Origin of the sequence: Halomonas profundus (assembly GCF_020865425.1) — a bacterium.
Classification (GTDB): Bacteria; Pseudomonadota; Gammaproteobacteria; order Pseudomonadales; family Halomonadaceae; genus Vreelandella; species Vreelandella titanicae.
The window spans coordinates 3,585,930-3,608,576 of record NZ_CP086344.1 but is presented as its reverse complement, the minus strand read 5'-3'; the positions used below and the strand labels follow the sequence as shown (position 1 = coordinate 3,608,576).

Genomic DNA, 22,647 nt, shown 5'->3' with positions numbered 1-22,647 from the left:
AGCGCAAAGGGGCTAGCCTCTCTCGGCCACATTCGCTATGATATGTACGCTTTTCGGGCCTATAGCTCAGTTGGTTAGAGCAGGGGACTCATAATCCCTTGGTCGTAGGTTCAAGTCCTACTGGGCCCACCATTTCTATATTTACCTTTTTCAAAAGCAGGGAGTAATTAGTCCCTGGAGCTGCGGTATATCTGATTCTAGTTACGCCCTGCGCACGTCTAAAACTTTCAAGTCCCCCAATATTACCCAACCCACCACCGCCAACCCGCAGCACAAAGCATACCCATCGCAATCGATACCAACGGATTCCTCATCACTACCGCCACCGTACCCGCCGCAATGGCTGCGAGCCGAACGCCGCCGTCACCATGCACGATGATGGGCGTAATAACGGCAATCAGGACTGAGCTAGACATGGCATCGACGAATTGCCGCACGCGGGGCCCTAGCGGTACATGCGACATGACCAGTAGCCCCAGCACTCTGGAGCCATAAGCAATGACTACCATTAGCATGATGGCTATCAACGACTGCCACACTGATGATGAACTCATAAGGCGCTTTCCCTGAACCAGCGTCCAGGCAATAGCACGGCTACCACACCACCGGTAATGGCACCCACCATCACATGTAGGTAAGGCGGCAGCCACCAGTACGCCATTAATGCACTCGCCGCTGCTGCCAGCCAGGGTAGGGCCATTGCCGCTCTTGGGTTCCCACCGACAACGATCATTAACAAAAAGCACAGCATGATCACATCAAGGCCGAAGCGTTCGGGCTGGGTAATGCCTCCGCCAAAGGCTAGCCCTACCGCCGTGCCGACGACCCAGGCGCCCCATAGCGCGATCCCGCCACCTAGAAGAATGCCCAGGTTTCGCTCACCGCGCTGATACTCGCCCAGCGCCATTGCCCAGTTGGAGTCGGTTAGCAGTATCACCATAGCGAATTGCTGGCGTTGAGGTAACGCCTTGAGCCAGGGGTAGAGCGCCGCACTCATTAGCATATGCCGGGTATGAATCGCGAGTGTGACCGCCGCCAGAGCAAGCAGTGGCAGAGGCGAATGCCACATCTCTAGGGCAGCAAATTGCGATGGAGCCGCGAAGACAAACAGGCTCATTAGCATCGCCTCCCAACCAGCCAACCCCTGGTGCACAGCGGCTACGCCAAACGCCAATCCAAAAGCGATGGTAAAAACCGCCAAAGGCAGCATCATGCGAATCCCTCGCCAGGTGCCCGTGATATCCAGCCGAGTAGGATTTTCTTTTATTTTCATTGCTTAACCGTTCTAAGTGAAACAGGCCATATCAAAAACAAACAGACCTGCTTGTTTTTTTATTATTTGAAGTCTAGATTGAATTATGAACACGCGCCACAGCTGGTGACGTGTCAACAAGATGAAACAATACAACAGATAAAACAGCCGATTAAATCGGCCCGGGAAACTATATGAACTTCACTCGTAATACGCTGACACTCGCCGTTGGAGCGCTGGTTTTACCTGTCGTTGCTTCTTCAGCCCATGCCGCAACATCCTTTATTGCCAATTCGTTCTACGACCAACAACACCCCCATTCCCGCTACGGTTACATAGAGTGGGCCGAAATGGTCAAGGAGCTCTCGAACGGTGAACTGCAACCCGAGGTTTATACCGGCACCGTACTGCTGGCACCGCGGGCTAACCTGCAGGGTATCCAGGATAACGTGGTTCAGGTTGCTCACCATGCGGCTATTTATACGCCTTCTGAAATGCCGGTTGCGAATGCTGTTCAGGAGTTAGGGTTTAACTATGATGACCCACTGATAGGCATACTGGCGGTGACAGACTTCAGCCTTAATAATCCCACTCAGCTAGCCGAGTGGGAGGAGCTGGATATTGTCTACCTGGGCGCCTATAACACGCCTTCCTATGTGCTGTTCTGCCGCGAGCCAGTCCGCAATCTTGAAGAGCTACGCGGTAAGCGTATTCGTACGGCTGGCTCGACTGTTTCTGCCTGGGTCGAGCAAGCCGGGGGAACACCTGTCAATGTGCCTTCCAGTGAGATGTATAGCGGCCTTGACCGTGGCTCGTTGGACTGCGCCTCAAATGCGGCTAACGACTTGATTGACCGCTCACTGTGGGAGGTTGCCGAACACACCACCCTGCTGCCTACCGGCATGTATTGGTCTGGCCCTCAGTGGGGCTTCAATTCGGGTTTTTGGGCTAGCCTCAGCGATGAGGAGCGTGATGTCTTCAAAGAAGCGACTGCCAAGGCAATGACACGCATGATTGTCCAGTATCTGGGCGCTTCTGAAGCCGCACTGGAAGAAGCCGCCTCCCACGGCAACAACATCTACGAGCCCGAAGAGGATTTGATGGCTTCCGTGGAGGCTTTCCGCGATGAGGCCTTGGCCAATGTCTACGATAAGGCCCGCGATGAGTACGGCGTTGAAGATCCAGAGGCGTTGATTGATGATTTTATCGCGACCTACGAAAAGTGGGATGCCTTAATCAGCGAGGTTGATCGCGAAGACGAAGAGGCTCTGGCCGAACTGGCCATGGAAGAGATCTACAACAAGCTTCCTGCTGACTACGGAATCTATTAACGCTGCAACACTGAGGCCGCCGCATTGAGGCGGCCTAGGCCAAATAAGGGTTCGCTATGACGAAGCGACAGAATCAAGAAGAACGCTCACGCCAAACCCAGGCTCGGGTGACGCAAGCGACTATCGAGTGCATTCTCGAGAAGGGCATTCGTGCCACTTCAACTGTGGATGTCGCACGTCTGGCGGGCGTTTCCCGTGGCGCTTTAGTTCACCACTATCCTTCTAAGACATTATTGATGCAGGCGGCGCTTGAGGACTTGCTGAGTCGCGAAGTCGAAAGCGTAAGAGAGATGGCCGTGAAGGTTAAAGCAGGCGAGCTTAACTTTGACAACTTACTGAAAGCATTGCATGAGCACTTCAAGGGTGACCTTTATATGGTGACCCTCGAATACCTCACTAACGCGCGTACCGACCCCGACATAATGAAAGTGTTAGTGCCGCTGGCAGCCAATTTCAATGACTCTTTGGAGCAGATTTGGGAGCAACTGGTTGCCAGCGCCAAGCACACGTCACATCAGAATCGCGTCGCCCTGAATGCCACTTTGTGCATGATGCGGGGTATGGGGGCACAAAGCATCTGGCGAGATGACCCCGAACTCTACCGCGACATGCTGCTGTTCTGGAAAGAGACCCTGTTAGAACTGGGCTTTTCTGCCCCGGATGCGCAGAGGAGTGAGCCCGCATGATGGCCAAACACGTCGAATCACTGAGCCAGTGGGTTGCCAAAAGTGCCATGGTGCTGGCGGCCCTCTTTCTGGTGCTTATGGCACTGCATGTCTCACTCGATGTTGGGCTGCGCTACTTATTCGGAAAGTCGTTTACCGGCACCTTGGAGTTTGTGTCTTTTTACTACATGGTCGCCGTCGTCTTTCTGCCGCTCGCTTATGTCGAGCTTCAGCGGGAACACATCAGCGTGGATGTGTTGGTGGGAAGGCTCCCGCCGGTAGCCCAACTGACGCTTTACCTATTTGCCAGCACCCTTGGGCTCCTCTATTTCGGCATGCTCTGCTACCAGAGCTATCTAGATGCCGTACGCGCTACGGTTCGAATGGAAACGGCCATGGCTAATTTTACCTTCTATTTATGGCCCAGCCGCTGGGCGTTACCGGTTGGCTTTGCAGCTATGTGCCTGGCCATCCTCGCCAACATGATTAAGGCGCTGAAACAACGCCAAGCCCTGTAGGAGTTTCCTAATGAGTAATATCGAGATAGGTGTGGCAGGCATTGCCATCGCCTTGGCCCTTATCGCCCTGCGCGTACCAATCGGCGTGGCACTGGGGTTAGTGTCGATTATCGGCATTGGCGAAATGACCAGCATGCGTGTGGCCTGGGGGATGATTTCGGCCACTCCGTTCGACTTTGCAGGCACCTGGGAACTGACCGCGGCACCTATGTTCCTGTTTATGGGCTATTTGTGTACCAGCACCAATATGACCCAAGGTCTGTTTCATGCCATGCGCCTTTATCTGGCGCGCCTGCCTGGCGGTCTGGCTGTTTCCAGTGTTATGGCCTCTGCCTTCTTTGCTGCAGCCTCCGGCTCTAGCGTCGCAACATCGGCGGCGATGTCGCGTATTGCTGTGCCCGAAATGCTCAAGCATAACTACGACAAGGGGCTGGCCACCGGTACCGTCGCCGCCTCTGGAACACTTGGCTCGCTGATTCCCCCAAGCGTGCTGCTGGTGCTCTATGGCGTTTATGCCCAGGTGTCGGTGGGTCAACTGTTTATGGCGGGATTCATCCCCGGTGTGCTTTCGGCGCTGCTTTATATCGCCATGATTATGGTGCGAACCAAGCTTAACCCCAGCCTGGCGGGCAACACCGATGTACGCTCTAGCTGGGACGAGAAGTGGGATGCCTTTAAGCATATCTGGCCGTTGCCGTTGCTGATCGGCTCAGTCCTTGGCGGGATTTTTCTGGGTGTTTTCTCACCTACCGAAGCGGGGGCGGTGGGTACCTCCATTGCCGCTCTGATTGCCTTGGCACGTCGCACGCTAACCTTTTCAGCCATTCGGGAAGCGCTGATTCGCACGGCGGTGAGCACGGCAAGCATCTTTATTATTCTCATCGGGTCGCTGTTTTTCACCCGCTTTCTAGCCATGAGTGGCGTGCCCGCTGCTTTCTCCGAAATAATCCTCGGCGTCAGTACCGAGACCTGGTGGATCATTCTCGCGGTGGCAGTGATCTATCTTGTGCTGGGTATGTTTATCGACTCCATAGGCTTACTGCTCCTCACTCTGCCGTTAATTCTGCCCTTAGTGGAAGGCGCAGACCTCAACTTGATCTGGTTCGGCATCATCGTCGTAAAGCTGCTTGAAGTGGGGTTGGTCACTCCGCCTATCGGGCTCAATGTGTATGTCATCAAAGGTGCCTTGGGCAATAGCGTCACACTGTCTGAAGTCTTTAAGGGCGTCGCCTGGTTCATCGTTATGGATATTGTTGCCCTATTGCTAATCGTGCTGATTCCAGCGCTTTCGCTTTACCTTCCGCAAAAGATGTTTTAACGCCACTCTCACAAGAACTCTCACAAGAACACTCACAAGGAATACTCACAAGGAATACTCATGACAACGACACGCTTTATTAATGCCAACGTCATCGACACGCGCAACGGAAAGATACTCGCCAACCAGCAGGTGCGTATTCAGGATGGCCGTATCGTCGATGTGAGCGATTCGCCGCTAGAGGGCAGTGATGATCACGTCATCGATATTCAAGGCCACTTCCTGATGCCCGGTCTGGTTGATTCGCATGTACACGTCACGGCAATTACACCCAATTTTGCTCTGCTTGAGACGCTTTCGCCTTTCTATGTCGGTGCCAAATCAAGCGAGCTGCTGGAAGCTATGTTGATGCGCGGATTCACGACCGTGCGCGATGCTGGCGGTGCAGATTACGGGCTCGCCAAGGCTGTCGATGAAGGCGCTCTGGTCGGCCCGCGCATCATGTACGCAGGGAATGCACTCTCTCAGACAGGTGGCCATGCCGATATGCGTGGCCCAGGTCAGCAAACCTTTGAAGGCTGCTTCTGCTGCGCGGGTCTAGGTCGTGTTTGTGACGGTGTTAGTGAAGTACGCCGGGCCGCCCGGGATGAGATCAGAAAGGGGGCCACCCAGATTAAGATTATGGCGTCTGGCGGCGTCTCTTCACCGACCGACCGTATCGACAGCACTCAGTTTTCGCTTGAGGAAATTGACGCCATTGTGGAAGAAGCCACTGCCGCCAATATTCACACCATGGCACATGCCTATACGGCGCGCGCTATCAACCGGCTTATCCCCAGAGGCGTCAAGACCATTGAGCATGGCAACCTTATGGACGAGGAGAGCTGTCGGCTATTCCTTGAGTATGACGCTTACCTAACGCCAACTCTCTGCACTTACGATGCCTTAGCGAAGGAGGGCGTTGAAGCGGGCATGGCCGAGCACCTACAACGCAAGGTTTATGATGTCTTGGATGCTGGTGGTAAGGCATTAGAAATGGCCCAACGTTTCGGCGTTAAGATGTTATACGGTTCCGATTTGCTGGGCCGGATGCAGCGCCACCAGCTTAATGAGTTTAATTTGCGTAAAGACGTTGTGCCCACCGATGAACTGATTCGGGCAGCGACTAGCCACGCTGCCGATGCCTATGGCCACACAGGTGATTTTGGCGAGATTATCCCAGGCGCAAGGGGAGACGTAATCGTGCTTAAAGACAATCCTTTGGACGATATTAATGTTCTTACTCAGCCCGATGAGCAGCTCATGCTAATTATGAAAGGGGGAGTAGCTTACAAAAATGTTCTGTAGTCAGGCTTAATGCTGCTTAATAAAACGCTGCGTAATGAAGAGGCCAGCCAATGGCCTCTTTACCTAGCCCGTTGGCGTTACAGAGGAAGGGGGCTTATTAAATGCTTGATCAAGCGTTACGCTTCCTTTCTTTATATCACCGGTAACATTTTGGCGTATAACGCGCAATCATCGTTATAGCACTCGCAGGAGTGCCTCGATTTAGATGCAACTGATCAGTTCCAGCGCGATCCTGAGTCATCAGCAGCCATCGCGATTTCCAGCCGCTTGCAGTATCGATGACGACAATCAGTGACATGAAGCTATCGATGGGAAAGTAGATGTGGGTAAACGCCTCTGTGGGCTGTAGCAGTACTTCGCCAAAGCCAAGCTCTAATGGTATCGCAGGCAGCCCTAAAGGCATTTCGCTCGACTTCCGGCAGCCCAACAAGCAGTTAATTGGCAGCGGGAACGAGCAGAGTACGTATGTTGGTATCGCCCTCAGTCAGCGTTGAAAATCCCCGCATTAGGCCATTGAAAGCAACTATTCAAAAGCGCTATCATGAATGCTAATAACAACGATTATCATGATTCTTATTTCTCTGCTTCCTCTTTGCTCCTAATTCCAACTGAGACTCTATCATGCCTCGTCTGCCGTTTGCCCGTCATCCTTTGGCGCGCTCAATTTCCGCACTGATCCCCGTCACTGCGGCGCTCTTTTGTGCATCTGCCTATGCTCAGGAAGAAACCACTTCCAACGATACTGTGGTGGTTACCGCCACGGCGCTGAAAGTCGATACCCCGCTAGTAGAGACGCCACGTCCGGTCTCAAGCGTTGACCGTGAAGAACTGGAAGCCCGTAACGTCCAACAGCTAGATGAAACGTTCCGCTATCGTGCGGGCGTGTTGTCGGGCCATTACGGTAGCGATAACAATACCGATTGGCTCAAGGTGCGCGGTTTTGATCAATCGACTTACCAAGATGGTCTGCGAATCTACCGCGAAGGGTTTTATCAGTGGCTACCCGAGCCTTATGGGTTGGAGCGTATCGAGGTATTTAAAGGGCCTTCATCGATTCTATACGGTGAGGCACCTCCTGGGGGCTTGATCAATGCGGTCAGTAAGCGTCCGACTGAGACTCCTCAAGGGGAGGTTAATTTACAGCTCGGCAACCGCAACCACCGCCAAGTCGGCATTGATACCAGCGGGCCGCTGGGAGAGTCAGACGATGTGCGCTATCGTTTGGTGGGGTTATATAAAGAGCGTGACGGCGATTTAAACGCCACCGATAACGAGCGCTACTACTTTGCTCCGAGCCTGGCGGTTGATCTTAGTGAAGACACTACCGTTACCTTTTTAGCCAGTGTGCAAAAAGATGACGGCGTTCCCGTTAACGGCTTTAAGCTGCCCTATGGCACTGTAGAAAACACTCCTTTTGGCCACATCGACCCGCAGACCAACTTGAGCGAGCCTGGTTACGACCAGGATAAACGCACTCAGTGGGGGCTTGGTTATGAGCTGCGCCATGCTATTAACGACACCTGGTCGTTTGAGCAAGATCTGCGCTATAGCGAACTGGACTTAGAGCTACGTAGCACCTATGCACTTTCCATGGTAGATGATCGACGCGCATCCCGTGGATTGGTTTATCGCGATGGCTCTATTGATAGCTGGACGATTGATAACCGCATGGTGGGTACTTGGTACGGTGATCGCACCGAGAATACGCTGCTGCTGGGGGTTGATTATCAAAACTTGAGCTTGCGCGGCCAGGAAGGGGATAACTATGCGTTCGGCGAGCCGATTGATATTTTTAACCCAACCTATGGTAACTTCACGCCGATTGCGGAAGAAGATCTGCTGACTCGGGAAATCGATAAAGAGCAGACCGGCCTGTATGCCCAAAACCAGCTGCGTATCGATGACCGTTGGGTGCTACTGGGTGGCGTACGCTACGACCAAGCGGAAACGGATAATCGTAATCAAACCGCAGGCACCACTCAGCGCTCAGATGACGACCAAGTGTCTTGGTCAGGTGGCGCGATGTACCTGAGTGAAAACGGCGTTAATCCTTACGTTAGCTACACTGAGTCATTTGACCCCGTGGGTAGAGTCGATGATGCGGGCGACCTGTATGATCCCCGCGAAGGTCGTCAGTGGGAAATAGGCGCTAAGTTGGCGCCGTTCGACTGGGATGGCTATGTAACGGCGGCAGTTTTTGATCTGGAAGAGACCAATACTCTAGTGACCTCTCCAGCAGGCTTCCAGGTACAAGAGGGCAAGCGTACCTCTCAAGGCTTTGAGCTGGAAGGTGTTGGTTATATTACCGATGCGTTAAAAGTCACCGCGGCCTACACCTACACCGATGCTCGCCTGGAAGGCGATGAGCGTGCGCCGTTAATCCCGCGCCACCAGGCTTCTACATGGTTGGATTACGCTTTCACTGGCGGCGCGTTAAATGGCGTGACGCTGGGTGGTGGTGTGCGCTATGTGGGCAGCACCGTTGATACTAGCGTCGCCGACAACACAGCCGTGGATAGCTACACTCTGGTTGATGCCATGGTGGGCTATGAGTTTGCTGATGGTTGGCAGGCCCAGGTCAACGTCAACAACCTCACCGATAAAGAGTACGTGGCCAGCTGCGAGTATTGGTGCTACTACGGTGAATCCCGCAGTGTGATTGGCAGCGTGAAATATAGTTGGTAAAGCCCATTGCAAACCACAGCGCCCGGCCATATAGGTCGGGCGTTTGCGCATCTGGGTTATGTCTTAAGGGCTTGAGGTATATCTAGGTACGGTATCGTGCATTTCTATCTATACTGAGGACGCTGCCTGTCCGCTTTATGTGCAGGACAGCCTAATTTAGGAGTTGATCATGCCGCGTTTAACCCGTAGATTCATCAGCGTTCTACCGCTTGCGATGTCCACCATATTTGTTGGTTGGGCAGCACCAGCCTTCGCGCAGGCATTTAATAGTGACGTGTTAAGCGCCGAGGAATCAGACCCTAACCGGTTGGGCTGGATGCAGGGATTTCCGCCTGTTTCTGAACGGGTAATTGGCCAACCTGACTCCAATTACTTTAGCTTTCCTAAAATGCGCTGGACGGTGTGCCACTTCCGCGAATTGCTGCCCACTAAACAGGTAAGCCGTGGGTTAGGATCACCTTCGCCGCTTACCTACGCGCTGGATGACGCTATCAATGATGTGATGTTTACCCCGCTTGACGGCAGTGAACCCATGTCTTGGCAGGCATCCTTGAACGAGAATTACACCGATGGCTTGCTGATTCTGCATCAGGGGAAAGTGGTGTATGAGTACTATGCAGGCTGTTTAGATGAGGCGGGCCAGCATGGGGCAATGTCGGTGACTAAGTCGATGACCGGCCTGTTGGGGGAAATACTGGTAGCGGAAGGAGCGTTGGATGAAGAGGCGCTCGTCGGCGATATATTGCCAGAGCTGGCCAATAGCGCTTTTGGCAATGCCACCGTGCAGCAGCTGTTAGAAATGACCACAGGCCTTGCCTATAGCGAAGATTACAGCGACCCCAGTGCGGAAATATGGGCGTACAACGCAGCGGCAAGCCCACTTCCTAAGCCAGAAGGCTACTCTGGGCCACGCACTTACTATGAGTATTTAGCCACCGTGCAGCCGGAAGGTGAGCATGGTCAGGTGTTTGGCTACAAAACAATCAATACCGATGCGCTCGGTTGGGTAATTGCGCGCACCACGGGCGAGTCGGTGACGTCGTTACTGTCGTCGCGAATTTGGCAACGTATAGGCGCCGAGCAGGATGGCTACTTTACCGTTGACTCCATCGGAACACCCTTTGCTGGTGGTGGCTTAAGTGCAGGCCTAAGAGATATGTCTAGAGTAGGGCAGTTGGTGCTGAATGAAGGCGTTATAAATGGCGAACGGCTCTTTCCCGCTGCCGCGGTAAAGCGCATTCGTCAAGGGGGCAACAGGCAAGCGTTTTCCGCTGCAGGCTACCGCACTTTACCCGGCGGCAGCTACCGTGGCATGTGGTGGTCACTGCATAATGATCATGGTGCTTTCGCTGCCCGCGGCGTGCATGGGCAAACGATATATATCGACCCCACCGCGGAGATGGTAATAGTGCGCTTTGCCTCTCACCCGGTGGCAGGCAATGCTGCTAACGACCCCTCCTCGCTCCCAGCTTATCAAGCAGTGGCTGAGTATTTGTTGGAGAATGCACCGTAGGCTAGAGTTGCCAGTTTTTCTTTGTGGGGTAATTAAATGATGGTGACTATTACGGTGCATAATTTAGAGGGTGACCTCAAAGCGCAGCTCCGCATTCAGGCGGCGAGCCAGGGACTCTCTATGGAAGAAGATATTCTTCGCAATACGCTAGTAAAGCCGCAAAAGGGTGGGTTGGGAAGTCGTATTCATCAGCGTTTTGCCACTGAGGGCGGGCTGGAATTAGCGTTGCCAAAACGTGTCAACTAGCTATCGCCTCCTCCTGCGTAAGGTGGCTTATACTTTTATGATCCGCAGCGTTATTGCACAACTGTCTCCGTTTTCGCAATGGATTGGCTGCGTTTCCGTGGCACGCAAATCGGGCTGCCGCTTTCGGGGTCGTGGATCACATGGGCATCCAGGTCGAACACGCGCTTAAGGTTGGTGGCGGTAAAGACCTTGCTGGGTGCGCCGCTGGTAACGATACGGCCATCGCACATCATTACTAAATGATCAGCGTAGGCGGCGGCCAGGTTTAGATCGTGGAGCACCAGTAGCAGGGTGCGGCCTTTCTCATGGGCCAGGCGCGAAAGCAGTTCCAGCAAATCCACCTGTACCTTCAGATCCAGAAAAGTAGTGGGCTCATCAAGCAGAATCAGATCGGTTTGTTGAGCCAGCACCATGGCAATCCAGCAGCGCTGGCGCTGGCCGCCGGAGAGCGCATCGACATTGCGCTCGGCAAACTCAGTCACGTGGGTATAAGCCATGGCTTCACGAATAGCAGCGGCGTCTTGCTGAGCATTTTTCTGCCATAACCCCTGATGTGGAAAACGGCCCATCCCCACTAACTGCTTTACGCTCAGCCCCTCGGGCGCTACCGGGCCTTGGGGCAGAATTCCCAGGCGCTTGGCGACCTCCCGCGTTTTGCTGCGATGGATATCCTTGCCGTCCAAATACACATGCCCGCCACTAGGCGTAAGCGTGCGGGCAAGAGTTTTTAGCAGCGTCGACTTGCCACTTCCATTCGGCCCCAAAAGCACCGTAAGCTTGCCTTCCTCAATCGAAATGTCGACACCATCCAGTACACGCCGAGTGTCATAGCCCGCGTGCAGGGCTTCGCCCGTCAAGCGAGGTGGCTGATGAGAAGGCTGGGTCATGAATGTGCTCATTGGGGTTGTTTAAGCAGCCAGAACCGTAAGCCAAAATATTCTCATTTTCAATACTTGCCATTGCTCAGCAAGCAATTGCTCACTGCTTTAAACGTCGGCCGTAGAGGAAAGAGGGGGTAAGAAAGGGGAGAAATAGTGTCGTTATCCTGAACGGTTCGTTCCGCTTGAGTAGACCTTTGTGACTTATATGCATAAAATAATCATTATTATTTAGATGTAGATTACGTTTTCAGAGTAGGGTTCACTCAAAAGCAGGGGGATAAAAACTAGATGTACACTAAGAAACGCCAGGTATTTTGGCCTACGGTAACTCTTGCCGGTTTGGTAGCTGCCAGCCACGCTTATGGACAGGAGTCTGCTGCCACAGGATCGCAAAGCGGCGCCAGTGATGCCGACTCGACCATGGTGGTGACGGCCACCCGCAGCCATAGCGAAGCGGGCCAAACGCCGCAGCGGGTAACGATCATTACCCGTGAACAGATCGAGCAGCAGCTAGCGATTACTGATGATCCGGGCCAGGTGCTCAGTAATCTTATTCCCTCTTACTCCCCCAGCCGCCAAAAGCTCTCCAACGCGGGCGAGACATTCCGCGGCCGTGATGCCCTGTTCCTGATTGACGGAGTGCCGCAGTCCAACCCCCTGCGCGACAGCTCGCGGGATAGCTATACCATTGACCTTTCCATGGTAGAGCGTATTGAAGTGATCCATGGCGCCAGCGCCGAGCATGGTTTAGGCGCTACGGGGGGCTTGATCAACCTGGTGACCCGGCGTGCCGAAGGCGGAGGCATTAGCCAGCACGCAGGCATTAGCCTGACCACGGACGATGATTTTCAATCGGGTGGGCTAGGCCACAAGCTGGACTACCGCATTAGCGGTCAGCAAGGCGACTGGGATTTCGTTGCCGCGGCGACGCGTCAGGAGCGCGGGGTTTTTTACGATGGCAACGATGAGGTGGTCGGTATCGCCTACCCAGGCGAGCTGCAAAACTCGGAAAGCTACGACCTTTTCGGCAAGCTGGGCTACTGGATCGACGACAATCAGAATATTGAGTTCTCGCTGAACCACTTCGATTTGGAAGAGGGCAACGACTACGTACCGGTAACAGGAGACCGCTCCGCAGGTGTTCCCACCACGGCACGCAAAGGCCGTCGTGACGGCGAGCCTGGATTTAATGAAGTGACCTCCGCTCGGCTTTCCTATTCCCACGCGGATTGGTTTGGCAACGAGCTGGATGCCCAGGTCTATCACCAGCGCTTTCGTGCACGCTTTGCCACCACGCCGTTTTTCCCCTATGTGGATAGTGCGGGGGATACCCAATACGACCAAACGCGAAATGAATCTGATAAAACAGGCGCCAAATTCACCTTGAACCGTGACGGCATGCTGGACGACCGTTTGGGTGTGACGGTTGGTTTGGATGTGCTGGAAGACGAAACAAGCCAGATGCTGGTGCATACCGGGCGTACCTACGTGCCGGAAAGCCGTTATCGTAATTTGGCTCCTTTTCTGCAGGGCCAGTTTAAGCTCGCGGATCCGCTCACGCTGCACGCCGGGGTGCGTCACGAGTATGCTGAACTTGATGTGGATACCTTCCAAACAATTGATCGCAGCAATGTCACTCAAGACAACGTTACCGTTGATGGCGGCAATCCCAGCTTCGATGAGACGCTTTACAATGTCGGCGTAACCTATCAAGCCACTGATTGGGCTCAGCTGTATGCCAACTATTCGGAAGGTTTCGGCATGCCCGACGTGGGCCGAGTGCTGCGCGGTATTGGCACGGCGGGCCAGGATGTGGATACCCTGCTGCAACTTCAGCCTATTGTTACCGATAACCGGGAAATCGGCGCGCGTTTTGACTGGGATGGCTACGGGCTAGAGATTAGCTACTATGAGTCCAATTCGGATTACGGCCAGCGGCTTACCGAGCAGAATGGCACCTGGGTAGGCAGCCGTGAGAAGACCGAAATCCAGGGCGTTGAGATTACCGGCGACATGCAGGTGGCGGACAAGCACGATCTATCGCTCTCCTATGCCCACACTGAGGGCAAGTCGGATCAGGATGGCGATGGCAGTGTGGATACCAAACTCACCGGTATCAATATCGCCCCGGATACGCTCAAACTGGGCTGGAGCGCTACCTGGAACGACCGCGTTTCCACGCGCTTGCAGGGTAGTTACTACTTCGATCGAAGCGTCGATAATCCTGAACTTGATTTTGACGGCTACGGCTTAGTGGATGCTTCTCTAGCTTATCGCCTGCCCACCGGCAGGGTGTCAGTAGGTATCGAAAACCTCACCGATGAGGATTACCTCACTTACTACTCTCAAGCCGCACGCATCAGCGATGAGTACTACTTCACTGGGCGGGGCCGCACTTTCACTCTGGGGTACCAGCTGGATTTCTAGTCAGCCGCTTTCTATTTTCTATGTTTTGTGCTCGATACTGTTTGGCGGCGCCTTTGGGGCGCCGCTTTTTTTTCGTCAATTCGCGCTAAAAGCGAGCTCGCGATCTATGCAGTAAATAAACGAAGAAGGGCGCGCCTATCCCGGCAACAAAGATGCCCGCAGGTAAATCTTTGGGCAAAAACGCTACCCGGCCCAGCAGGTCGGCGTAAAGCACTATCAAGGCGCCGACCAACGCTGATGTAGGCACCAGGCGTGCCATGTTCCGCCCCACCAGCCTAGCGGCCAGGTGGGGGGCAATTAATCCCACAAAGTTTAAGCCACCGGCAAAAGCCACAGCGGCACCTGCCAGCGCCACGCTGCAGGCCAGCAATACCAATCTGCTGCGCAGAATCGCCACCCCAAGCCCTTCGGCAACGCTATCACCCAGGGCCATGGCATCCGCATGGCGGGCGAAGAGTAGGCTGATAGGCACCGCGACGACTAACCACGGCAATAGGCTCCACACATCGTCCCATTGCGCCGCGTAAAGGCTGCCGGTTAGCCATACATAGGCGGTCATGGCGGCAGAGTCATCGCTGATCACGATTAACAGGGTGGTGCCAGCGCCCATGGCCGCGGCCAGGCCAATGCCGACCAGTACCATGCGCGATGGGCTAACACCGTTTTTCCAGGCCAAGCTCACCACCAGCAGTGCAGAAACCAGTGCTCCCAGCATGGCAGCAACGGGCAGCCAGTGAATGCTAAGGGTCGAACTCAATAGGGATAAGAACACCACCGCCGCCAGCGCCGCACCGCTGGTAATGCCGATGACATCCGGGGAGGCCAGCGGGTTACGCACAATGCTTTGCAGAATCGCCCCCGCGATTGCCAGGGCGGCGCCGACCAATACCGCTAGAGCGATGCGCGGAAGGCGCAGCTCCCAAATAATAAAGGTAATATCACTACTTAGCGGGGCTGCTAGTGCATTTAGCACCTGCAGCGGTGGTGTGGGAAAACTGCCTAAACAGAGCGACAGCCCGGCGCTTGCTAGCAATAAAAGGCTTAGCATCAGCAGGCGACGTAGTAAGCGTAAGCGATTACTGTCGCTTTTTGCTTCGCTGTTAAGGTTTAACGTGGCGTCTGCTCTCATTGGCCAGCCATCTTGCGTCGTGCCAGATAAATAAAGAAGGGCGTGCCGATCAGCGCGGTCATTACACCCACCGGGATCTCCTGGGGTGGCATTAAAAAGCGCGAGCCAAGATCGGCCAGCAGCAGCAAACAGGCACCCAATAGCGCGCAGGCTGGCAGCAGCCAGCGATGGTCGATGCCAAATAACCCCCGCGCCATATGGGGCACAATCAGGCCCACAAACCCGATCATGCCCGCCAGCGCTACGGCGCTGCCCGCCAGCACAATCACAATCAGCCCGAGCAGCAGCTTGATGGTGGTGGCCTGCATGCCCAGCCCGGTGACCATGTCATCGCCCAGTAACAGTGCATTGGCGTGACGTACCAGCAGTGCGCTGAGCAGCAGTGCTCCGCCGAAGAGCGGCAGTAAGGGCGCTACCAATGAGAGGTCGCGCCTCGACACTGAGCCCGCCAGCCAGTAAAGCACGCTTTCAAAACTTTGCTGATCAATCACCAACAGCCCTTGGCTGAACGACACAAACATTGCTGTCACTGCTACACCTGCCAGCACGACCCGCAGAGGGGAGAGCTCACCGTGGCGGCCGCGGCTAAGCACCACCACCAGTATGGCCGCAACGAGTGCCCCTAATAGCGCGGCCCATACGTAGTGAGCGGGCGTGTGCAGCGGCAATAGCGAAACTGCCACCACCACAAAAAACATCGCGCCGGCGTTAATGCCTAGAATGCCCGGCGACGCCAGCGGGTTGCGCGTCATGGTCTGCATCAGCGCCCCGGCAATGGCTAAGCTGGCGCCCACTAGAGCGGCAATCACCGCTCGGGGTAAGCGCTCAGTTAAAAGAATGATGTGGACGATGTTGGTAGGATCGTAATGGGCGAGCGAGCCATACAGAGAGGAAAGGGAGATCTCCGTTGTGCCTAACATCACGCTGGCGAAAAAGGCGCCTAGTGCCACCAGCACGCCGAGTAGCAGGCCAATACTTTTTGCGGTAGTACTGTTTAGCATGAAGCAGGCTCCCCACGGCCACTGGCGTGAGGCAGGCAAGCCTGATGCGGCGCCGCTTCGGGTTGCAACAGCCCGTAGTGACTATACAGATCATCCAGCATGGCGTTGGCCGCCAGTATGCCGCCACCCATCATCCAACTCACCGGCTCAACTTCAAATACGCGCCCGCTTTGTACCGCTGACAGCTGTTGCCAGAGTGGGTGGGAGGCCCAGTGCTGGTAATTATCTGCAATAGCGGGGTCATCGGGCTCAAGCAGAATAAAGAGGGCATCGGCATCCAGCACCGGAATGTTTTCAGTACTGGAAAGCTTCATCCCCCAGCTCTGGCTTTGCAGTGTATCGGGTTGCTCAAAACCCAGCTCATCAAGGATCGAACCCGCAAAGCCGCTGGTATAGATACGCACGTGGTCGCTTTTAAAACGCACCACGGCCACTTTTTGCGGCCATTCGCTGCCCAGCCTGGTGGCAATCTGCTGACGAAAGTCTGCGACACGATCATCCCATTGCTCAAGGAGCTCATTTGCCTGCGCTTCGCGGCCAGTAGCATTGGCCACCATGTTCAGCGTGGTCTTGAAGTTAAACACTGTCGGGGCAGATACAGTGGGGGCGATGGCCTCCAGTAGCGGCGCTATGCGCGCATGGCGAAAGTCGCTGGCAATGACCAGGTCTGGATTCAGCCAGGCAATCTTTTCCAGGTTCGGTTGGGTTTCCAGCCCCACATGCTCGACGCTATCAAGCGCATCGCGCAGATAGCGGTACATGGGCTTTTCCAGCCAGGAATCGACTACGCCAATAGGCGTCAGTCCAAGGGCTACGGCGCTGTCGGTAGCCCCCTGGTAAAGCGTCACAATGCGTGGCGGTTCCGGGGGGCTGCTCGGCGTGTCAGCGGCTGCCATAAAGGGCATTAGCGCCGCCTGCGTTAACAGCAACACACTCATAAAAACCTTCTTGCGATGGGTGTGTGCTTTTAACATTAATGTCACTTTACGATTGGCTCGGACTTAAGAGCCAGGATGATGGCATGACGTAAAAGCTAATGCAAAGCATTACCAAATGAAGGCCGCGACCTCAACTATCCCAAATACCGCGACGCCGGCCGCGACCGGCCAGCCAAGTGAGCGTACCCGCGACCACACCAGCAGCGTGACAGAAAGCCCGATGGCGGTGGCGATCCAGGAAACAGCGCTTGGGTTAACCGGTACAATGGATACCCCCAGCACGGCGGCAATCATCAGTGGGCCAAGAATACCCAGCCACTGGGGCATGTTATTAAGGCCACTTTCGCTGTTGAGGCGGCGCTGCATCCATAAAAACGGCACTACCCGCATCAACAACGTGCCGATGGCGGAAATCGCGACCGCTAGCCAAAGTGCAGTGCTCATGATTCACGCCTCCTGCTGGTGGTGAATTTCACCGTATAGAACTGCATGGAGTAGAAGCACAGCGCGCCGCAGGCGGCGGCTAAGGGAATCGCCACGTTGCCCCAGCCGACCAGGGTCAAACACAGCGCCGCTAAAATGGTGCAGCCCATGGCGACTGCCCAACGCTTGTCGGTAAAGCGCGGCGCCACCATGGTCAAAAACAGCGCGGGCAGCGCGAAGGGCATAATCTCACCCAGCAGCGGCCAGCGGGCGGTAAAGGCCTCACCGGCGGTAGCCCCCACCGCGGTGCCAATTATCCAGGCGCCCCAGGCCAGCAGTGATGCGCCCAAAAACCAACTAAAACGCTTTACCTCAGGCAGTTGGGGCAGTCGGGTTAGGGCCAGTGCAAACACCTGGTCGGTGAGGCCGTGCATTAACCAGGGCCAGTGGCGGCTGCGCGGCAGTAGTCCCGCCAGGTTAGGGCCGTACACCACATGGCGCACGTTAATCAGCAGCGTCATCGCTACCACCAGCCACAGCGGGGCGCCTGTAGCGATCATACCGACAAATAGAAATTGCGAAGCACCGGCGTAAATCAGCGCTGAAATAGCCGTGGCCTCCAGCGTGCTAAAGCCGGCCTGGGTGGCGACTAAGCCAAATGACAGCGCCACGGGAATGTAGCCGCCCAATAGTGGGATGGCTTCTCGCACGCCCTGCAGCGCGCTACGAACAGGAGAGTGGCTGGCAGCTTGGCTCATGATGTTTGGCCTTCCAAACCATAGGTGATGGTCATCATCAACGTGGCCTCCGCTTCGTGGGTACGGTAAAGGTGCGGTTGATCGGCGGCGAAGGTGATGGCCTCTCCCGGTGTCAGTACCGTGGTTGCCCCTTCGGGCCCCGCTTCCAGCCAGCCGCTGATCAGCGTGAGTGATTCACGGGTGCCGGGTGTATGGGCTTCAGCATGACGCAATGTATGCGGTGCGCAGCGCATCCAGTAGGCGTCCACCTGAGGGGAATCCTTGCCTTGATCGATTAAACGCACCTGTACGCCATCTTCACCCAGCGGCACGCTGATTGGCGCTACCAGAGTGCCGAAAGGCACATTGAGCTGCACCGCCAGCCGCCAAATGGTATCCAGGGTCGGATTGCCGTTGCCTTGTTCAAGGCGACACAGGTTGGATTTGGCAATCCCCGCCTCATTGGCTAACTGCGACAGTGACCAGCCCCGCTCCAGGCGAAGTGCTTGAAGGTGCTGGCCCAACGTGTTGCGTGAGAGCTTATCCATAAGGCTGTCCGCTGTTCTTTATATAGAACGTTCTATATAAGGAACGTTCGTCTGTCAATGGCCTCGCTCGGCAACAATAGCCTTATTCGGAAGTGGCACCCTCTAGCGGCGGCGCGCTGGGAGTATGCCTAATGGGGCACTATGCCCCAGGCAGTGCTAGTTGTTCGCTTCCTTGGAGCGGCAGGTCGCTGCAGTAAACAGCACATCGGTAGAGGAGTTGAGCGCAGTTTCGGTGGAGTCCTGTACCACGCTGATCACAAAGCCAATCGCCACCGCCTGCATGGCCACTTCCGTGGGAATACCGAACAGGTTGGCGGCCATGGGAATCAGCATCAGTGAACCGCCCGCCACGCCTGAAACGCCGCAGGCCGCCAGCGCTGAAACCACGCAAAGTAGCAGCGCCGTGGGAAAGTCGACGCTAATGCCTAGCGTATGAGTGGTCGCCAGAGTGATGACAGTAATGGTGATGGCTGCGCCACACATATTGATCGTTGCACCCAACGGAATGGAAATGGAGTAGGTGTCAGGGTCGAGCTTTAGGCGGCGGCAAAGCTCCAGGTTCACGGGGATATTCGCGGCCGAACTGCGGGTGAAAAAGGCAGTAATCGCACTACCGCGCAGGCACGTAAACACCAGGGGATAAGGGTTTTGCCGGGTGGTGAAGTAAACAAGCAGCGGGTTGCTAACCAGCGCGACAAACAGCATACAGCCCACGATCACACCCAGCAGTTGGGCGTAGTTGAGCAGCGACTCAACGCCGGATTCTGCCAGCGTGCCTGCCACTAAACCAAAGATACCCAGCGGCGCTAAACGAATCACCAGTGTCACAATGCGGGTGATCGCTGCGGATAAATCGCTCAATGCTTGGCGGGTGGTATCGCTGGCTTGGCGCAGCATTAAACCCAGGCCGATAGCCCAGGCCAAAATAGCGATAAAGTTAGCCTCCATTAGCGCACTAACCGGGTTGGCAACCGCGTTTAGCAGCAGGTCGCGTAGAACGCTAAAAATATCCCCGGGCGGGTTGCCGTCAACTTGGCCCAAATCTAACGTAAGCTCCGTGGGAAACAGGAAGCTGGCTGCCACCGCAATCAGGGCGGCGATCAGCGTGCCCACCACATAGAGCACCAGCACGGGGCGAATATGGGTGGGTTGACCTTTTTGATGAGCAGAGATCGCAGCGGCTACCAGTACAAACACCAAAATGGGCGCCACCGCCTGCAATGCGGCGATAAAGAGCTGGCCAAGTAGGGCCACGTCGCTTGCAATGTTTGGCGCAAACAGGGCGAGCACTACCCCGGCAACGATACCGATTAAAATCTGTGGGATAAGGCCCAGCCGAATAAGTGGCCGGAAAACGGTGCGGGCGGTGGCGATCATTGCGCAACTCTCAGGTAGTAAAAGGTGGGTGGCGTATCGGCATTTAGCCGCTAACGCGCCTGAAAGGGGCGGTATTCTATCAGCTACGGCCTGCCTTCGTTACGCTGATCTTTGTTTAGCCGATGAGATGACTATATTTAAGATCCAGCGATTAGACGCTGAGTTGATTCAATAAAAATGCCCCTGCCGCGTAAGCGGGCAGGGACATTAATAGATAATGCTGGTTGCCTTAGCCCTTTAGGTCAGGCCGCCACGACCTCAGCAGCAGCGCAGCGGCGAGGGCGTTCTGGCTGGGTAAGCGGCATTGTCCAGCGGTCAAGCACGCGGTTCTCCTCAACAGGTATGGGAAAGTCTAGGTTAATAATACCGACAACCTACCTAGTTCGTACGCTTATGTCATCGTTAGCATTTGCGCATAGTTAAACTAAAGTTGTTAGACTTTGGTTGTAATTAATGGCAAATCACTGGACTAATTGCCTATTGCAGTTAATAAAGGGCGCCAAAGGAGGTTCCGTGTCGCCCATCGTGCGGCATATATATCGGAATGTTGATCCTCGATTTGTTCTTTTCACTCTGACCGTAAGTGGCGCAAATTGTATGCATAAAACTGCCCTGATGACGGTATGGGATCAGCTATGGCACTCCCACTACCAAGCCAAAAACCTATTGATGTGCGCGCTACCTACGGGCGGGGCCGCCAACGCCGCGGCTTCGAATACCAAGCGTAACCCTTCCCCTCAACCTAAGCCGCCTGCCTACACCACGCCGCAGAAGATTGGCCTGTTGCTTGGCCCGCTGCTGTTCGCTTGTGTGGTGATGTTCTTTCACCCTGAAGACTTAAGCTTTGAAGGGCGCATGGTGCTCGCTACCACTCTGTGGGTGGCCGTATGGTGGATCACCGAAGCTATTCCTATTCCCGCGACCTCGTTGCTACCCATTGTGCTTTTACCGATTACCGGCGCGTTGGATGGTAATACCGTTACGGCCGCCTACGGTAACCCAATAATTTTCCTGTTTCTGGGCGGTTTTATGATCGCGCTGGCAATGGAGCGATGGGATCTTCACAAGCGTATCGCGCTGTCGATTATTGCCGTGTTGGGCACCAGTATTAATAGCATCGTGTTTGGTTTTATGGCCGCGACGGGCTTTTTGTCAATGTGGGTCTCCAACACCGCGTCGGTCATGATGATGCTGCCGATCGGTACCGCTATCGTGTATCAGGTGAGCCAAGAGCTGGCGAAAAGTGACGGCGACCACAGTGCCGAAATCGATAAGTTCAGCAAAGCGCTGATTTTTGGTATCGGTTATGGCGGTACCATTGGGGGGCTGGGCACGCTCATTGGAACCCCACCGAATATCATACTCGCCGCAATTGTAAATCAGCTGTTTGGCATCGAGATCTCCTTTGCCGGTTGGCTCATGTTTGCATTTCCCATTGTGTGTGTACTGCTTTTTATCACTTGGCTGCTACTTACGCGGGTGTTTTTCCGCATTGACTTTAGTCACCTACCAGGTGGCCGAGAGCTGATTAACAAAGAAAAAGCGGCGCTGGGTAACACCAGCTTCGAAGAGAAAGCGGTGCTAGTGGTGTTTTTGTTCGCTGCCTTTATGTGGATCACCCGCTCGTTCTTGTGGCAGGGGCAGATCATCAATATCCCCGGCATCAATGACACCATGATCGCGATTGTCGCTGCGCTGCTGCTGTTTTTGATTCCCTCAAAAAACAAAGGTGGCTGCCTGCTGGGTTGGGACGTGGCGAAAGACGTACCCTGGGGCATTCTGCTGTTGTTCGGGGGCGGTTTGGCGATTGCCGCAGGCTTCGGCTCTTCCGGCCTGGCGGAGTGGATCGGTGGGCAAATGAGCGTGCTGGAAGGCGCCAACTTCTTGCTGGTCATCCTGCTGGCGACCGGCATGGTGCTGTTCTTGACCGAAATCACCTCGAATACCGCCACGGCCACCATGATTCTGCCGGTGTTGGCGTCGCTGGCGCTGGCGCTGGATATCCACCCCTTCGTGCTGATGGTGCCCGCCGCCATGGCTGCCAACTGTGCCTTTATGCTACCTGTTGGTACGCCGCCCAACGCCATCATCTTCGCCACTGGCAAACTGAAAATTATCGAGATGGTGCGCACCGGATTCTGGATCAACATCATCGCCATGCTGCTGATTGTGGCGGCGGTTTACTTCCTACTGCCGGTCATGTGGGGAGTTGATCTCACCAGCTATCCAGACGCCTTCCGTCGCTAGCGCTGGTTGAGCCTAGAGCCTTTAGAGAAACGATTAGCCCCGCCATTGAGCGGGGCTTTTTGTCGGTCGTTTATGTAGGAGAGGAGTTTTGTGGGTAGATTGAGTATCGGGTTGTTATCATGCC

General features: G+C 55.0%; 21 protein-coding genes and 1 tRNA gene. 11 read left to right on the top strand and 11 right to left on the bottom strand.

All coding sequences use genetic code 11. The annotated features are described in order from the left end of the window. The first annotated feature begins 55 nt into the window (after window positions 1-55). Window positions 56-132: transfer RNA gene (locus LMS44_RS16495), tRNA-Ile, on the top strand. 110 nt (window positions 133-242) lie between these two features. Here LMS44_RS16495 and LMS44_RS16490 read toward each other — a convergent pair. Then, window positions 243-554 carry an AzlD family protein gene (locus LMS44_RS16490; RefSeq protein WP_476488432.1) on the bottom strand — a complete coding sequence of 104 codons (312 nt, stop codon included), beginning with the start codon at window positions 552-554 and terminating at the stop codon, window positions 243-245. After that, window positions 551-1,273 (bottom strand): AzlC family ABC transporter permease, encoded by a 723-nt coding sequence (locus tag LMS44_RS16485; RefSeq protein ID WP_476488431.1) that lies wholly within the window; start codon window positions 1,271-1,273, stop codon window positions 551-553. The genes LMS44_RS16490 and LMS44_RS16485 overlap by 4 nt, the downstream gene beginning before the upstream one ends. Before the next feature lie 173 nt (window positions 1,274-1,446). Here LMS44_RS16485 and LMS44_RS16480 point away from each other — a divergent pair, with 173 nt between their 5' ends. From LMS44_RS16480 to LMS44_RS16460, 5 genes are read left to right on the top strand one after another with little or no spacing between them, the layout of a single operon-like run. Further along, window positions 1,447-2,583 (top strand): C4-dicarboxylate TRAP transporter substrate-binding protein, encoded by a 1,137-nt coding sequence (locus LMS44_RS16480; RefSeq protein WP_035584972.1) that lies wholly within the window; start codon window positions 1,447-1,449, stop codon window positions 2,581-2,583. Between the two features lie 56 nt (window positions 2,584-2,639). Further along, window positions 2,640-3,269, top strand: coding sequence for a TetR/AcrR family transcriptional regulator (locus LMS44_RS16475; RefSeq protein WP_022522413.1), 630 nt, complete (start codon window positions 2,640-2,642; stop codon window positions 3,267-3,269). Then, on the top strand, window positions 3,266-3,766 hold the full coding sequence (locus LMS44_RS16470) for a TRAP transporter small permease (RefSeq protein ID WP_498945741.1): 501 nt from the start codon (window positions 3,266-3,268) through the stop codon (window positions 3,764-3,766). Before LMS44_RS16475 ends, LMS44_RS16470 begins: the two co-directional genes overlap by 4 nt. A gap of 10 nt (window positions 3,767-3,776) precedes the next feature. Further along, window positions 3,777-5,084 (top strand): TRAP transporter large permease, encoded by a 1,308-nt coding sequence (locus LMS44_RS16465; protein ID WP_022522415.1) that lies wholly within the window; start codon window positions 3,777-3,779, stop codon window positions 5,082-5,084. Window positions 5,085-5,144: 60 nt separating this feature from the next. Beyond that, window positions 5,145-6,371, top strand: coding sequence for a metal-dependent hydrolase family protein (locus LMS44_RS16460; protein ID WP_476488430.1), 1,227 nt, complete (start codon window positions 5,145-5,147; stop codon window positions 6,369-6,371). 136 nt (window positions 6,372-6,507) lie between these two features. On the opposite strand, the gene LMS44_RS16455 is transcribed toward LMS44_RS16460, so the two are convergent. Further along, entirely contained in the window at window positions 6,508-6,774 is a 267-nt protein-coding gene (locus LMS44_RS16455; protein ID WP_236557335.1) for a hypothetical protein, read from the bottom strand. 218 nt (window positions 6,775-6,992) lie between these two features. Between LMS44_RS16455 and LMS44_RS16450 the strand changes: the two genes are divergently transcribed. From LMS44_RS16450 to LMS44_RS16440, 3 genes are all read left to right on the top strand, one after another. Further along, entirely contained in the window at window positions 6,993-9,056 is a 2,064-nt protein-coding gene (locus LMS44_RS16450; protein WP_498945738.1) for a TonB-dependent siderophore receptor, read from the top strand. Between the two features lie 169 nt (window positions 9,057-9,225). Next, window positions 9,226-10,569 (top strand): serine hydrolase domain-containing protein, encoded by a 1,344-nt coding sequence (locus tag LMS44_RS16445; RefSeq protein WP_498945736.1) that lies wholly within the window; start codon window positions 9,226-9,228, stop codon window positions 10,567-10,569. A gap of 36 nt (window positions 10,570-10,605) precedes the next feature. Beyond that, window positions 10,606-10,815: a FitA-like ribbon-helix-helix domain-containing protein gene (locus LMS44_RS16440; RefSeq protein WP_278369873.1), complete on the top strand. Its 210-nt coding sequence runs from the start codon at window positions 10,606-10,608 to the stop codon at window positions 10,813-10,815. Window positions 10,816-10,865: 50 nt separating this feature from the next. On the opposite strand, the gene LMS44_RS16435 is transcribed toward LMS44_RS16440, so the two are convergent. Next, window positions 10,866-11,702, bottom strand: coding sequence for an ABC transporter ATP-binding protein (locus LMS44_RS16435; RefSeq protein ID WP_498945734.1), 837 nt, complete (start codon window positions 11,700-11,702; stop codon window positions 10,866-10,868). A gap of 282 nt (window positions 11,703-11,984) precedes the next feature. On the opposite strand from LMS44_RS16435, the gene LMS44_RS16430 reads away from it, so the two are divergent. Beyond that, window positions 11,985-14,123 carry a TonB-dependent receptor gene (locus tag LMS44_RS16430; RefSeq protein ID WP_278369875.1) on the top strand — a complete coding sequence of 713 codons (2,139 nt, stop codon included), beginning with the start codon at window positions 11,985-11,987 and terminating at the stop codon, window positions 14,121-14,123. Between the two features lie 85 nt (window positions 14,124-14,208). On the opposite strand, the gene LMS44_RS16425 is transcribed toward LMS44_RS16430, so the two are convergent. From LMS44_RS16425 to sstT, 7 genes are all read right to left on the bottom strand, one after another. Next, window positions 14,209-15,252, bottom strand: a complete 1,044-nt coding sequence (locus LMS44_RS16425) for a FecCD family ABC transporter permease (RefSeq protein WP_498945732.1) — start codon at window positions 15,250-15,252, stop codon at window positions 14,209-14,211. After that, a complete protein-coding gene (locus LMS44_RS16420; RefSeq protein WP_498945730.1) occupies window positions 15,249-16,253 on the bottom strand; it encodes a FecCD family ABC transporter permease in 1,005 nt (334 codons plus the stop codon). The genes LMS44_RS16425 and LMS44_RS16420 overlap by 4 nt, the downstream gene beginning before the upstream one ends. Beyond that, window positions 16,247-17,191: an ABC transporter substrate-binding protein gene (locus LMS44_RS16415; protein ID WP_414727631.1), complete on the bottom strand. Its 945-nt coding sequence runs from the start codon at window positions 17,189-17,191 to the stop codon at window positions 16,247-16,249. The genes LMS44_RS16420 and LMS44_RS16415 overlap by 7 nt, the downstream gene beginning before the upstream one ends. A gap of 108 nt (window positions 17,192-17,299) precedes the next feature. After that, on the bottom strand, window positions 17,300-17,635 hold the full coding sequence (locus tag LMS44_RS16410; RefSeq protein ID WP_022522425.1) for an AzlD domain-containing protein: 336 nt from the start codon (window positions 17,633-17,635) through the stop codon (window positions 17,300-17,302). Beyond that, window positions 17,632-18,372 carry an AzlC family ABC transporter permease gene (locus LMS44_RS16405; protein WP_022522426.1) on the bottom strand — a complete coding sequence of 247 codons (741 nt, stop codon included), beginning with the start codon at window positions 18,370-18,372 and terminating at the stop codon, window positions 17,632-17,634. Before LMS44_RS16405 ends, LMS44_RS16410 begins: the two co-directional genes overlap by 4 nt. After that, window positions 18,369-18,899: a helix-turn-helix domain-containing protein gene (locus tag LMS44_RS16400; RefSeq protein ID WP_498945726.1), complete on the bottom strand. Its 531-nt coding sequence runs from the start codon at window positions 18,897-18,899 to the stop codon at window positions 18,369-18,371. The genes LMS44_RS16405 and LMS44_RS16400 overlap by 4 nt, the downstream gene beginning before the upstream one ends. Before the next feature lie 156 nt (window positions 18,900-19,055). Then, a complete protein-coding gene (gene sstT, locus LMS44_RS16395; RefSeq protein WP_498945724.1) occupies window positions 19,056-20,276 on the bottom strand; it encodes a serine/threonine transporter SstT in 1,221 nt (406 codons plus the stop codon). A 597-nt stretch (window positions 20,277-20,873) separates the two neighbouring features. On the opposite strand from sstT, the gene LMS44_RS16390 reads away from it, so the two are divergent. Beyond that, a complete protein-coding gene (locus tag LMS44_RS16390) occupies window positions 20,874-22,523 on the top strand; it encodes an SLC13 family permease (RefSeq protein WP_022522429.1) in 1,650 nt (549 codons plus the stop codon). The last annotated feature ends 124 nt before the right edge of the window (window positions 22,524-22,647 follow it).

What these genes read in the sequence shown, in the direction of transcription:
- LMS44_RS16490 (WP_476488432.1), bottom strand. Translation starts at nt 554, where the DNA reads ATGAGTTCATCATCAGTGTGGCAGTCGTTGATAGCCATCATGCTAATG.
- LMS44_RS16485 (WP_476488431.1), bottom strand. Translation starts at nt 1,273, where the DNA reads ATGAAAATAAAAGAAAATCCTACTCGGCTGGATATCACGGGCACCTGG.
- LMS44_RS16480 (WP_035584972.1), top strand. Translation starts at nt 1,447, where the DNA reads ATGAACTTCACTCGTAATACGCTGACACTCGCCGTTGGAGCGCTGGTT.
- LMS44_RS16475 (WP_022522413.1), top strand. Translation starts at nt 2,640, where the DNA reads ATGACGAAGCGACAGAATCAAGAAGAACGCTCACGCCAAACCCAGGCT.
- LMS44_RS16470 (WP_498945741.1), top strand. Translation starts at nt 3,266, where the DNA reads ATGATGGCCAAACACGTCGAATCACTGAGCCAGTGGGTTGCCAAAAGT.
- LMS44_RS16465 (WP_022522415.1), top strand. Translation starts at nt 3,777, where the DNA reads ATGAGTAATATCGAGATAGGTGTGGCAGGCATTGCCATCGCCTTGGCC.
- LMS44_RS16460 (WP_476488430.1), top strand. Translation starts at nt 5,145, where the DNA reads ATGACAACGACACGCTTTATTAATGCCAACGTCATCGACACGCGCAAC.
- LMS44_RS16455 (WP_236557335.1), bottom strand. Translation starts at nt 6,774, where the DNA reads ATGCCTTTAGGGCTGCCTGCGATACCATTAGAGCTTGGCTTTGGCGAA.
- LMS44_RS16450 (WP_498945738.1), top strand. Translation starts at nt 6,993, where the DNA reads ATGCCTCGTCTGCCGTTTGCCCGTCATCCTTTGGCGCGCTCAATTTCC.
- LMS44_RS16445 (WP_498945736.1), top strand. Translation starts at nt 9,226, where the DNA reads ATGCCGCGTTTAACCCGTAGATTCATCAGCGTTCTACCGCTTGCGATG.
- LMS44_RS16440 (WP_278369873.1), top strand. Translation starts at nt 10,606, where the DNA reads ATGATGGTGACTATTACGGTGCATAATTTAGAGGGTGACCTCAAAGCG.
- LMS44_RS16435 (WP_498945734.1), bottom strand. Translation starts at nt 11,702, where the DNA reads ATGACCCAGCCTTCTCATCAGCCACCTCGCTTGACGGGCGAAGCCCTG.
- LMS44_RS16430 (WP_278369875.1), top strand. Translation starts at nt 11,985, where the DNA reads ATGTACACTAAGAAACGCCAGGTATTTTGGCCTACGGTAACTCTTGCC.
- LMS44_RS16425 (WP_498945732.1), bottom strand. Translation starts at nt 15,252, where the DNA reads ATGAGAGCAGACGCCACGTTAAACCTTAACAGCGAAGCAAAAAGCGAC.
- LMS44_RS16420 (WP_498945730.1), bottom strand. Translation starts at nt 16,253, where the DNA reads ATGCTAAACAGTACTACCGCAAAAAGTATTGGCCTGCTACTCGGCGTG.
- LMS44_RS16415 (WP_414727631.1), bottom strand. Translation starts at nt 17,191, where the DNA reads ATGAGTGTGTTGCTGTTAACGCAGGCGGCGCTAATGCCCTTTATGGCA.
- LMS44_RS16410 (WP_022522425.1), bottom strand. Translation starts at nt 17,635, where the DNA reads ATGAGCACTGCACTTTGGCTAGCGGTCGCGATTTCCGCCATCGGCACG.
- LMS44_RS16405 (WP_022522426.1), bottom strand. Translation starts at nt 18,372, where the DNA reads ATGAGCCAAGCTGCCAGCCACTCTCCTGTTCGTAGCGCGCTGCAGGGC.
- LMS44_RS16400 (WP_498945726.1), bottom strand. Translation starts at nt 18,899, where the DNA reads ATGGATAAGCTCTCACGCAACACGTTGGGCCAGCACCTTCAAGCACTT.
- sstT (WP_498945724.1), bottom strand. Translation starts at nt 20,276, where the DNA reads ATGATCGCCACCGCCCGCACCGTTTTCCGGCCACTTATTCGGCTGGGC.
- LMS44_RS16390 (WP_022522429.1), top strand. Translation starts at nt 20,874, where the DNA reads ATGCATAAAACTGCCCTGATGACGGTATGGGATCAGCTATGGCACTCC.